The organism is Natrinema salifodinae (assembly GCF_900110455.1).
Taxonomy (GTDB): domain Archaea; phylum Halobacteriota; class Halobacteria; order Halobacteriales; family Natrialbaceae; genus Natrinema; species Natrinema salifodinae.
On the sequence record NZ_FOIS01000004.1, the window covers coordinates 584,933 to 596,536 of the forward strand.

Genomic DNA, 11,604 nt, shown 5'->3' on the forward strand with positions numbered 1-11,604 from the left:
CCGTCCGTGGACGGGGACGGGACGGAGCGCCCGAGAGACCGAGTCACCGGACGCCGCCGGCGTGTGATCGGCGATGAGTGACCGCGATCGGGAGGGAGGCGTGGAGAGTGGCGGTGACGAGGACGGAACCAGGGACGAAGACGGCGCGATCCGAACCTTCTTCGACGAACTCGATCCCGTCGTCTTCGGGATCGGCTTCGTCGTCGCCGTGCTCGTCGTCGCGGCGTTCCTCTTCCGGGAGAATCGAACGCTCGAGGTCATGGAGGGGACCAACGAGTTCCTCTGGACGAGCTTCGGCTGGGCGTACCTGGTCTCGATGTTCGCCCTCGTGGCGTTCGTGTTGTACCTGATCTTCGGTCCGTGGGGCAACATCAAGCTGGGCGAGGCGGACGAAGACCCCGAGTTCAGCTTCCTCGCGTACTTCGCGATGCTGTACTCCGCGGGGATCGCCGCCGGCATCGTCTTCTGGGGCCCGGCGGAGGCGATCTTCCACTACTCGACGCCTTCGCCCTTCTCGGGGGCCGAAGCGGAGTCGACGGCCGCCGCCGTCAGCGCGCTCCAGTACACGTTCTTCCACTGGGGGCTCTCCGCCTGGTCGGCGTACGTGATCGTGGCGATTCCGATCGCCTACTTCGCCTACCGGCGGGACGCGCCGATGCGCATCTCGACGATCATCGCGCCCATCGTCGGGTTCGACAACCTCGAGAGTCCCTGGGCGAAGCTCGTGGACGTCCTCGCCGTCTTCGCCACCATCGGCGGCATCGCGACGACCCTCGGCCTGGTCGGGAACCAGTTCCTCGTCGGCCTCGAGTACGCCGGCGGCATCACGTTCGGCGACGCCGGGACCGTGCTCGTGATCACGGGGCTGACCGTGGCCTTTACCATCTCGGTCGCGCTCGGCGTCGAGCGCGGCATCCGCCGGGTATCGTACTTCAACATGGCGCTGTTCGCCCTCCTGACGGGCGCGGCGTTCGTGCTCGGCCCGACCGTGTACATCATGACCGTCGGCACCCAGGCGCTGGGCGGGTACGTCAACGAGTTCGTCTCGATGAGCCTCTACATGGGAGCGGCCGAAACCGGCGGACAGGGCGCCGACGCCGGCTTCGTCGGCGCCTGGACCATCTTCTACTGGGCCTGGTGGTTCTCCTGGGCGCCGTTCGTCGGCCTGTTCATCGCCCGCATCTCGCGGGGACGGACCGTCCGCCAGGTCGCCGCGACCGGCGTCGTCGCGTCCACGGCCGTCACCATCCCCTGGTTCGCGACGATGGGCGGCACGTCCATCTTCCTGCAGTCGACCGGCCAGGCGGACATCCTCGGCACGCTCGAGGCCTGGGGCTTCGAGGAGGCCGTCGCCGGCTACCCGTTGTTCGAAGCGCTGCCGGCCGGCGAGGTGCTCACGGTCCTCTTCCTGGTGCTGGTGACGACGTTCTTCGTCACGTCGGCCGACTCCTCGACGCTCGCGCTGGGGATGCTCACCACCGGCGGCAAGCGACAGCCCTCGACGATCAACCGCGTCATCTGGGGCGGCCTCATGGGCGCGCTGGCCTCGCTGCTGATGGTCGCCGGCGGTACCGCGGCGCTGCAACAGGCCGCGATCATCGCCGGCGGCCCCTTCGCGATCATCACGCTGCTCGCCGTCGGCGTCATGATCTGGGTCTTCGGTAGCCGCCGCGCGGTCTTCCTCCGCGAGGAGGACCGGTCGTCCGCCCCGACCGGCCAGGCGACTCCCGAGGACGACTGAGGCGGGACGACCGCCGTCCCGTTCTCCTTTGCGTCCCGCACCCGGCGAGCGACGGTCGTCGTCCGTCGTTCGAGCGGTTACTCCGTCTCGTCGTCGATGGCTGCCCAACTGAGACCGCGGAGGGGAACGTCCTGACCGATAGTGAACTCGGACGTGTGGCCGCAGCCGTAACACTCCAGGACGACGTCCGCTTTGTGTGCGAGGGCACTTACCTCTCCGTCATCGTCGCATTCGGGACACTCCAACCAATCGTGAAACCGTGCCATTAGCCTCCTTCCTCAGTCCCGTCCCCCCGAGGGTCGGACGCGCGAGCCGCGTCGATCAATTCGTCGGCGACGCCGTCTCTCTCGGTAACCGAGCGTCGGTCCCTGTTCCAGTCGATGACATCGACCGCGTCCAACTTCGGCAAGTGAACGTGGTATTGCTCGATTCGAATTCGATCGTACTCCGCGTCGACGCGCTCTCGCCGGGCCGTTTCGGACGCGCGCTGCGCGGTCAGCGCGGCGAGCTCGGCTTCGGACATCGGTTCGGTCGCCGTTCGGAGGACGCGTAGTATCCGTCGGCGATGGGGTGATGCGAGCACTTCGAACACGGAATCAGTTGGTCGGGCAGCAGCGTTCATTGCGCGACCGTCGCTTGATTACAAATCGGAATAAGAAACCGGGTGGTTCGGACAACGAGTTTATATCGCGGTCACGATCGCGGACCCTGATTGCCCGATTCGAGGAGCACCTTCGTGAGGACTTGCTTCGTCCCGCCGCGTACTCGTTTCGACATCGCCTGTTGGGAAATCCCGATCACGTCTCCGAGTTCGGACAGCGACGCCTGGCTCGGCGTGTCGAAATAGCCGCGGTCGAGAGCGAGAACGAGCGCCTCGCGCTGTTCGGGCGTCAGTCCCAGTTGCCGCCCTTGCTCGATGTGTTCGGACAGCGTGTAGACGCGTTCGAGGTGGAGCGAAATCGAGTGATCGGTGCAGAAATTGTAGAACCGGGCGAGCGCGCCGTGGTCGGCGAACCGAAGCCGAAAGAACCAGCGGTCGTCGCTGTAGGCTTCGAGGATCACCCCTTCCGTCTCGCCGATCCCGTAGATGAGATCGTGGACGTCCTCGTCCCACTTCGCTCGGTAGAGCGCGTAGTCGTCGATGGCATCGACCCGCGTTACGTCGCGGATCGCCGGATGGTCTCGAATCACTCGCTCGACGGTTTCGTGATCGCCGCTCTTGAGCCAGAAGTACGGCATCAGCGAGTCCGTCGTAGGGACGATTCGTTCGAGTTCGATCGAGGCCTCCGGGGCCTCCGTGAACACGTCCCCGAAGACGAACTCGGTCGACGGGATCGTGAATTCCGCGATAATACTCATGGCCCGGCTACGGCGTCCAGCGACGGGTATTTTTCTCAGGATTCGCTTACAGTCCGGGGGACGAGCACGTCGAAGACGACCGCGCCGCCGGCCGAATCCGGAGCGGACGCGACCGCAACCACGACGGCGCTACTCGTACACGGGGAACGCTTCGCAGAGGTCGTCGACCGTCTCCGACGCGCGTTCGATTGTCGCGTCGTCGCCAGGCGCGTCGAGCACGTCGGCGATGAGGTGAGCGACCCGCTCGATCTCCGCGGGGCCGAACCCGCGGGTCGTCAGCGCGGGCGTCCCGATCCGGACGCCGCTGGTGACGAACGGCGACCTGGTCTCCCCGGGAACGGTGTTCTTGTTGACGACGACCCCGACCTCGGCGAGCGCTTCCTCGGCGTCCTTTCCGGTGAGATCGGGGTGCGAGTCCCGGAGATCGACGAGCACGAGGTGTTTGTCGGTGCCGCCCGAGACCAGCGACAGGCCCCGATCTCGGAGCACCGACGCGAGCGCGGCCGCGTTCTCGACGGTTCGCTCGGCGTACTCCCGGAAGTCCGCCGTCGACGCCTCCCGGAACCCGACGGCTTTCCCGGCGATATTGTGCATGAGCGGGCCGCCCTGGCTCCCGGGGAAGACCGCGCTGTCGACGTCGTCGGCGTACGCGTCGTCACACATGATGATCCCGCCGCGGCCGGCCCGGATCGTCTTGTGCGTGCTGCCGGTGACGAAGTCGGCGTGCTCGACGGGACTCGAGTGGACGCCCGCGGCCACGAGCCCCGTGATGTGGGCGATATCAGCGAGGTGGTACGCGTCGACCGACTCGGCGATCTCGCCGACGCGCTCCCAGTCGAACTCGCGGGGGTAGGCCGAGGAGCCGCTGACGATCATCGCCGGCTCGACCTCGCGGGCCTGGTCGGCCAGTTCGTCGTAGTCGATGTACCCCGTCTCGGGGTCGACCTCGTACTGGGCGACCTCGTAGAGTTGCCCCGAGAAGTTGACGTGGTGGCCGTGGCTGAGGTGGCCGCCGTGGGTGAGGTCCAGCGACAGGATCGTCTCGCCGGGCTCTAAAGCGGCGAAGTAGACGCCCATGTTCGCCTGGGTCCCCGAGTGGGGCTGGACGTTGACGTGGTCGGCACCCCACAGCGACGCCGCTCGCTCGATCGCCGCCCGCTCAACCTCGTCGACATGCTCGCAGCCGCCGTAGTAGCGCGCGCCGGGGTAGCCCTCGGCGTACTTGTTCGTCAGGACAGTCCCCTGTGCGGCCAGGACGGCCTCGGAAACGTGATTCTCCGACGCGATCATTCCCAGCGTCGTCTCCTGGCGCTCGCGTTCGCGGTCGACGGCGTCGGCGACCGCCGGATCGACGTCTTCGAGGTGGGATGACATACCACAGTGATCGAGAAGGTTCGTCAAGTATCTTGATCGCAGGTAATCGACCCGTTCAAAAGCCCCGCCGTCCACCGTCTCGACCCGGTCGCGACCCGCGCTCGCCGTCGACTTAAGCGCCCGAACTGTGACAGATCGACTTTTAGGCCGCTTCGCATCGGGGTGCGTTCTATGACGCGTCTCATCAGCACGGACGACGCGCCCGCCGCCGTCGGCGCGTACAGCCAGGCGACCGTCGCCAGCGACCTCCTGTTCACCGCGGGGCAGCTCCCGCTGACCCCGGACGGCGAACTGCTCGCCGACGAACCGGTCGCCGAGCAGACCAGGCGGTGTCTCGAAAACGTCGAGGCGATCCTCGCAGCCGAGGACGCGACGCTCGCCGACGTCTGCAAGATCACCGTCTTCCTCGACGACATCGACGACTTCGACGCAATGAACGAGGCCTACGCCGACTTCTTCGCGGACTCGCCGCCGGCGAGAAGCGCCGTCGAGGTCGCCGCCGTTCCGAAGGGCGCCGCCGTCGAGATCGAAGCCGTCGCGGCGATCGAGTAGGCGGAGGCAGTCGGCGGTAAGCGGTCGGCGTAGGTCGTCGATAGGCGGTCGGCAACAGGCAGTCGGCGGTCGGCGTCCGCGCGACGGCCCGTTGCTATCCGCCCTTAATGAGCCGCAACACCGTCACGCGCTCGCTCTCGACGGGCTGGTCTTCCGGCACCGGGCGACCGTCGACGAGGACGCTCACCTCGTGAGGGCTGAGGTCGACCTCCCGAAGGAGGTCGGCGTAGGTCGGCGTTCCGCCGCCGCCCTCGCCGTCGCGGGATCCGTCCTCGGTCCCGCCGATGCCGCCTGGCGCGTCGGAAGCCACCGCCTCGAGTTCGAGTTCGTAGGTGTCCTCGCCCTTGACGTCGACGGTGACGTGCATACAGCCAGTTGCGAGGGGACGGCCTTGAGCGCGTCGCTCGTCGCCCGCCATCCGCCGCCCGTCGCGATCGTCACGGCGTGACTCGACTTCCGGCGCTCAGTCCACGGTCGGCTCGTCCGGACCGGTACCGACTCGTCGTTCTCGGTCCCGACCGCGGGCCGTCCGCCACCGGCTGTACAGCCCGCGGACGAGCGCGCCCAGGCCGAGCAACAGGACGATTAGGTTGATCACCTCGCCGACGATCGGGACCGGCACCCGCGAGAGCGCGGCGAAGGCGACCAGGCCGACGACGAGCGCGAGCCAGCGGTTCCCCAGTCCGATCAGCGAGAGCAACCAGGCGGCGATCGCGAAGCGGCCGTAGATGAGTCCGATCCAGACGAGCAGGGCGAACGCGAACCAGCCGGCGATCGACAGCGGGATACCGACGACGGTGATCGCGAGCGCGAGCAGGAGGGCGGGGATCCCGATCAGTGCGCCGACGCCGACCAGGCCCGACCGGAGGGTGCTGTGCGCGACGCGGTCGGCGACTCCGTCGGAGAACCGCGGGAACAGCGCAAGCAAGATGGCGCCGAGTAGCAGGTTCACTGCGAGGGCGTAGGCCACGAACAGCCACGACGCGAACGGCTGGATCGTCGGCGCGACGTCGACGCCGAGCGACGAGTCCTCCTCGATGTCGCCCGCGACCGCGTCGGTGTTCCCCTCCAGGTCGCCGTCGTATCGCAGGTCGCCGGCGATCGAGGCGCTCTCGCCCAGGCGGATCGTCTCGGCGCCGATCTCGGCGTCACCTTCGATCGTCCCGTCGATGGTCGCGCTGCCGACGCCGGCGGTGACGCCGCCGCCGACGGTACCCTCCTCCGTGATCGTCAGGCTCCCCGCGCCGACGTCGACGTCGCCGTCGACGGTCCCGGCGATGGTCACGCTCCCGCCGGCCCCCTCGAGGTCGCCGCCGACCTCGCCGGTGCGCGCGATCGTCACGTCGCCGCCGACGGCCTCGACGTCGTTCGTGACGGTCCCGTGAACGACGACCGTCCCGCCGAACGCCTCCAGATCGTCGACCGTCTCGCCCTCCTCGACGACGATCGTGCCTCCGGTCTGAGCGTCCGATTGCGCAGCGACCGTCGCCGGGACGGTCCCGCAGACGAGGATGGCTACCAGAAGCGCGATCGCGAGCCGCGGATATCGATCGGTTCCGAACCCCATGGCGCTCCCTTCTCCGACCGGGGAGTAAAACGTGTTACCTAGACGTCAAGAACCGTACCGGTCCGACGCCGTCGAGAACGTCCTTCGGGCGATTTATCTTGCGGCCGCTCCTTCCACCGGTATGAGCGAGGCCGAGGCCGACATGGACACCGACGCCGAGGCGGCAGATCCCACGCCGGGGCGGACCGAAGTCTGGATCGAAAAGTATCGCCCGGAGCGGCTCGACGACATCAAGGGTCACGAGAACATCGTCCCGCGCCTGCAGCGGTACGTCGAGCAGGACGACCTGCCCCACCTCATGTTCGCGGGACCGGCAGGCACCGGGAAGACCACCGCCGCGCAGGCGATCGCCCGCGAAATCTACGACGACGACTGGCGGGAGAACTTCCTCGAACTCAACGCCTCCGACCAGCGCGGGATCGACGTCGTCCGTGACCGCATCAAGGACTTCGCGCGCTCCTCGTTCGGCGGCTACGACCACCGCATCATCTTCCTGGACGAGGCCGACGCGCTGACCTCCGACGCCCAGTCCGCGCTGCGCCGGACGATGGAGCAGTTCTCGAACAACACGCGCTTTATCCTCTCGTGTAACTACTCGAGCCAGATCATCGACCCCATCCAGTCTCGCTGTGCCGTCTTCCGCTTTACCGAACTCACCGAGGACGCCATCGAGGCCCAGGTCCGCGAGATCGCGGCCAACGAGGGCATCGAGGTAACCGACGACGGCGTCGACGCCCTCGTCTACGCGGCCGACGGCGACATGCGAAAGGCGATCAACAGCCTCCAGGCCGCGGCCGTCATGGGTGAGACCGTCGACGAGGAAACCGTCTTCGCGATCACCGCCACGGCCCGCCCGGAGGAGGTCGAGGCGATGGTCGAACACGCCATCGACGGCGACTTCACCGCCGCCCGCGCCGCCCTCGAAGACCTGCTGACCGACCGCGGGCTCGCCGGCGGCGACGTCATCGATCAGCTCCACCGCTCGGCCTGGGAGTTCGACCTCCCCGAACAGGCCACCGTCCGACTGCTCGAGCGCCTCGGCGAAGTCGACTACCGGATCACCGAGGGCGCGAACGAGCGCCTGCAACTCGAGGCGATGCTGGCGTCGCTGGCGCTCGAGAACGAGTGACCCGTTACTGAGCCGCCGCTGCGTCTCCGTTACTCGCCGTCGACCGAGTCCACGCCGCGAAACGCAAACGCGATGCGGCCGTCGTCCTCGGCGACGCCGACGCTCCACCCGTGAGCGGCGGCGATACGTTCGACGGTGTCGAGCCCGGACCCGGTGCCGTTGGTCGCGGCCAGGCGACCGGGAACGGGATTCGCCTCGGATCCCGGACCGGTTTCCGTCTCGATCGCCGAGACGTTCGGGTCGCGCCTGACGACGTAGAAGCCGTCGTCGGTCGCGCCGACGGTGACCGCGGGCGAGTCGTTGCCCTCGCTGCCGTCCTCGCCCTCGCTCCCGCTCCCGCCCCCGTCTTCGCCCTCGATGACGGCCTGTATGAGGTGCTCAAACAGCTCCCGCAGCTGCGTCTTGTCCGCGTCGACGACCCGGTTCTCCGCCGCCCGAGTGACGAGTCGCGCGTCGCCGGTCTCGACGGCGAGCCAGGCCTGGCGCGCGACGTCGTGAACCGCGACGGGTTCGGTCTCGACGAGGACGTCCTCTTCGCCCGCGATCGCCAGCAGTCGTTCGACGCGCTCGCGCACCGTCTCCTGGGCGTCCTCGACCGCAGCGAAGTGCTCCCGGTCGCCCGTCTCCTCGGCGAGTTCGAGGTACTCGCGGGCGACGTTCAAGGGAGTGCGGACGTCCGCCTCGATCCGGTCCGCGATGGTCGCCAGGCGCTCCGTCGCGGCGGCCAGTTCCCGTTCGCGGCGGTTCGCTTCGGTGACGTCGCTGTAGACGATCAGTCCCGCCGGAGCGAGGTCGCCACCAGCCCTGTCGCCGTCGCTGGCGTCGGCCCCGTCTCTGTCCCGGTCCGCGGTCGCTTCGAGCGGCACCAGCGTGAGCAGGAACTCGCGGACGCCGTCGACAGTCTCGCGGCGGCTGACGACCTGGCGGCGTTCGCCCGCACGAATCGAGTCGATTAGCGTCGCCCGCCGGTGCTCGAAGCCAGGCGGGACGGGAGACTCGTCGACGGGATCGCCGACGATCGCCTCGGGATCGGTATCGAAAACCTCGGTGAAGGCGTCGTTGACGTCCCGGATGACGGGGCGGTCGTCGTCGATCTCGTAGCGGACCGCCGGCTCCGGCCCGTTCGCGAACAGCCGTCGGAACCGGTCGCGTTCGTCGGCGACGCGATCTCGCTCCGCTCGGAGTCGATCCAGTTCCCGGCGGAGCCGCTCTCGCTCCGCGCTCTCGCCGGCCGCGTCGTCGAGCCGTTCGAGGACGGCGGCGGCGGCGCGACCCCACTCGGCGAGCAGTTCGCAGTCGCGCTCGTCGAACGCGTCCGGTACCTCGGTGGCGACCTGCAACACCCCGACGTCGCCGACGGGGACGCAACACAGCGACGCGGCCGCATCGATCGACACCGAAAGCCGATCGTCATCGGCGAGGTCGTCGATTCGAAGCGGGTCGCCGCTCCGGAGCACCTCGTCGAGCGGGTCCTCGCGGGACGCCGGGTCGATATCGTCCGGGGTCGCCGGCCCGGTCGCCCGCAGCGCGAACTCCCCGAAGTGGACCGTCGACAGCCAGCAGTACTCGCAGTCGAGGGCGTCGGCCGCGCTCGCGACGACCAGATCGAACAACTCCTCTCGATCGCGACAGGCCGCCAGGTCGGGGGTCGACCCGAGCAGGCGGCCGGCGGGATCAGGGGGCGCTGCCGTCTCGCCGGTCGCCGCGACCGGTTCGTCGTCACCGATGCCGTCGGTCGCGGCTTCGCTCTCGGGCCCGTCTTCGACGCCGCGGTCGTGGCACACCCACTCGATCTCGTCGGCGAGGTGGGACACGGCGTCGTCGGTGTCCCGGCGGACGTAGCCGTCGATGCCGTCGGTCGAGCGGGCCGCCGTCGGCGCGTACGACGCGTCGGTAAAGAGCACCAGCGGCGTCTCTCCGCAGGCCGCGATCACGTCGAGCAGGGTCGCCCCCGCGGCGGTCGTCGGGGTCTCGGCGAAGACGACGCAGTCGGTCTCCGGGGCCCAGTTGCGGACCCGTTCGACCGAACTGATCGGCTGCACCGCCCGCTCGGACCCCGATTCCGCGCGTTCGAGCGCGGCGGCGCCGTCGCTGGCGGCCGCCTCCGTGGCGGCCACGTAGAGCACCGTCCGCGGTCGCGAGGTCGTCGGGTTCGTCATTCCGGTTTGTCCGTCTGACGAGACTGTGCTCCCGCGATAAAACTCTGCTGTACGGCTCGACGGGTGAGCGCCGGCCAGTTAGACATCTTACAGGACGTTCGAGCGCGCCCCATCGCCGTCCGCGTTCGACGGCCGAGTTACGATGTCGATTCCGTTTCCGCGGTGGACTGATCGACGCGGGTCCGCCAGACCGTCCCGATCCAGGCTAGCCAGTAGCCGCCGACGACGGCGCCGGTCAGGAGCCAGCAAGCCCCGGCGGGCGCGTACCACTCGCGGATGTAGGCGGGCGCGGCGGCGAGGAAGCGGCCGACGCCGACGCCGGCGACGATCGCGCTCGCGGTGACGAACAGCAACCGATCCTCGTCGATGCCGACCCGCCAGTCCCGGAGCGAGCGGGCCCGCCTGGCGTCGTCGGCCGCGAGGGCGATCGCGGCCGCGCCGGCGCCGACGGTCAGGGCGATCGCGACGTCCAGATCGAGGACGTACGCCCCGCTGAGGACGTCGCCCATGGCGACCGGGACCAGCGGGAGGGCGAACGACAGCGCCGGGCCGCCGTTCCAGAGCGCGTAGCAGGGCGCGACGACCAGCAGCGTCAGCGAGACGAACGCGATGAAGACCATGCTGAGCGCGTCGAAGCCGCTCGTCGACGCCGCGTCGAGCACGACGCCGTCGATCGTCAGCCGCGCCCCGAGGTAGCTGGCGCAGAACATCGCGACCAGGCCGACCAGGTACGCGACCGCGAGCACGGTCCGCCGAGGCTCGCGTCCGAGCAGGGGATGGTCGAGCCTCCCGAGGGTACTCGCGGCGGGGTCGCGTGCGTCGATCGGGAGGCGGCCGTCGGCGGCGGTGTCGGCGTCCGTATCGGTGCGCATGGCTCAGGGGCCCTCCGTGATGACGGTCGCGAACCCGTCGTGGTCGGGCCCCTTCTCGTTCGCCAGGTTGATCGCGCCTGGCGAGACTCGCCAGCCGGCGGCCTCGAAGATCGCTTCGACGGTCTCGCGGCCGCGCCGGTAGGAGGCGATCCCGTGTTTCGGGCGCGCGCCGGTGTCCTCGTGGGCCTGCATCGAGACGACGCTCTCGAAGGACCAACACCGGACGTGACGGCGGCCGCTGGTTCCGTAGTAGGTCTGGGCGGCCGTGGCCTGCTGGCGGACGTACGCTTCGGTCTCTCGATCCCAGGCGAACCTGGTGTACTCCTCGGGGCTTCGCACCCAGCCCTCGTCGTCGAGGACGGACATGACCCGTTCGAGGCCGCGCTCGCCGTCGGCCTCGGGGAGGAGCACGACGTTGAACGGCGCGGTCGGGCGGAAGCCGTCGCTCGTCGGTTCGTAGTGATAGCGGCCGATCGGCGCGTCGTCCTCGTCGGTGATCGGTTCGCCGAGCCAATCGGCGATCTCCGCGGGCGGTTCGGTGGCCTCGACCGTGCCGCTGGGATCGGTCGCGTCGGGCGGCGACGGGAGGAGGGCGACGCCGGCGGCCGTTCCGACGCCGGTCACCCCGACCTTCCGGAGGAGGGAGCGTCGCGTCGGCATTTCAGCGCCGGCGCCTCCGTCCCCTCCTCGGTCGCTCGGTTCCGGCCCTGTTCCCGTCCGCGGTCGCGGTCGCCGTCGGCACCGTTCGGCCGTTTCCACCGGACCGCGGCACTCGCGTGCCCGCGGCGCTCCGTTCGGTCCCCACCATTCGTTACCTCTCTAAACCCGAGAAACTTAGCCGCAGGTTATCA

At 69.0% G+C, this 11,604-nt stretch carries 12 protein-coding genes; 3 read left to right on the top strand and 9 right to left on the bottom strand.

Features of this window, described 5'->3' with window-relative positions:
• Positions 1–73 precede the first annotated feature (73 nt).
• Positions 74–1,741, top strand: a complete 1,668-nt coding sequence (locus BMY29_RS17145) for a BCCT family transporter (protein WP_081985432.1) — start codon at positions 74–76, stop codon at positions 1,739–1,741.
• A gap of 77 nt (positions 1,742–1,818) precedes the next feature.
• Here BMY29_RS17145 and BMY29_RS17150 read toward each other — a convergent pair whose 3' ends face one another.
• The 4 genes from BMY29_RS17150 to BMY29_RS17165 all read right to left on the bottom strand — a co-directional run bounded on the left by BMY29_RS17150 (position 1,819) and on the right by BMY29_RS17165 (position 4,474).
• Complete coding sequence (locus BMY29_RS17150; RefSeq protein ID WP_049989455.1) at positions 1,819–2,007, bottom strand: hypothetical protein; 189 nt, start codon at positions 2,005–2,007, stop codon at positions 1,819–1,821.
• A complete protein-coding gene (locus BMY29_RS17155; protein WP_143067730.1) occupies positions 2,007–2,363 on the bottom strand; it encodes a DUF7344 domain-containing protein in 357 nt (118 codons plus the stop codon). Before BMY29_RS17155 ends, BMY29_RS17150 begins: the two co-directional genes overlap by 1 nt.
• A gap of 71 nt (positions 2,364–2,434) precedes the next feature.
• Positions 2,435–3,100: a helix-turn-helix domain-containing protein gene (locus BMY29_RS17160; RefSeq protein ID WP_049989453.1), complete on the bottom strand. Its 666-nt coding sequence runs from the start codon at positions 3,098–3,100 to the stop codon at positions 2,435–2,437.
• 129 nt (positions 3,101–3,229) lie between these two features.
• A complete protein-coding gene (locus tag BMY29_RS17165) occupies positions 3,230–4,474 on the bottom strand; it encodes a serine hydroxymethyltransferase (RefSeq protein WP_049989452.1) in 1,245 nt (414 codons plus the stop codon).
• A gap of 171 nt (positions 4,475–4,645) precedes the next feature.
• On the opposite strand from BMY29_RS17165, the gene BMY29_RS17170 reads away from it, so the two are divergent.
• A complete protein-coding gene (locus tag BMY29_RS17170; protein WP_049989451.1) occupies positions 4,646–5,026 on the top strand; it encodes a Rid family detoxifying hydrolase in 381 nt (126 codons plus the stop codon).
• A gap of 94 nt (positions 5,027–5,120) precedes the next feature.
• Here BMY29_RS17170 and samp2 read toward each other — a convergent pair whose 3' ends face one another.
• Both samp2 and BMY29_RS17180 read right to left on the bottom strand, forming a co-directional pair.
• Positions 5,121–5,393 (bottom strand): ubiquitin-like small modifier protein SAMP2, encoded by a 273-nt coding sequence (gene samp2 / locus BMY29_RS17175; RefSeq protein ID WP_049989450.1) that lies wholly within the window; start codon positions 5,391–5,393, stop codon positions 5,121–5,123.
• A 96-nt stretch (positions 5,394–5,489) separates the two neighbouring features.
• A complete protein-coding gene (locus BMY29_RS17180; RefSeq protein ID WP_049989449.1) occupies positions 5,490–6,593 on the bottom strand; it encodes a bactofilin family protein in 1,104 nt (367 codons plus the stop codon).
• 121 nt (positions 6,594–6,714) lie between these two features.
• On the opposite strand from BMY29_RS17180, the gene BMY29_RS17185 reads away from it, so the two are divergent.
• A complete protein-coding gene (locus BMY29_RS17185) occupies positions 6,715–7,722 on the top strand; it encodes a replication factor C small subunit (protein ID WP_049989448.1) in 1,008 nt (335 codons plus the stop codon).
• 29 nt (positions 7,723–7,751) lie between these two features.
• Here the strand turns inward: BMY29_RS17185 and BMY29_RS17190 are convergent, their stop codons facing one another.
• From BMY29_RS17190 to BMY29_RS17200, 3 genes are all read right to left on the bottom strand, one after another.
• Positions 7,752–9,881 carry a GAF domain-containing protein gene (locus BMY29_RS17190; protein WP_049989447.1) on the bottom strand — a complete coding sequence of 710 codons (2,130 nt, stop codon included), beginning with the start codon at positions 9,879–9,881 and terminating at the stop codon, positions 7,752–7,754.
• A 137-nt stretch (positions 9,882–10,018) separates the two neighbouring features.
• Positions 10,019–10,753 (bottom strand): hypothetical protein, encoded by a 735-nt coding sequence (locus BMY29_RS17195; RefSeq protein WP_241471263.1) that lies wholly within the window; start codon positions 10,751–10,753, stop codon positions 10,019–10,021.
• Positions 10,754–10,756: 3 nt separating this feature from the next.
• Entirely contained in the window at positions 10,757–11,413 is a 657-nt protein-coding gene (locus BMY29_RS17200) for a twin-arginine translocation signal domain-containing protein (RefSeq protein ID WP_049989446.1), read from the bottom strand.
• Positions 11,414–11,604 lie beyond the last annotated feature (191 nt).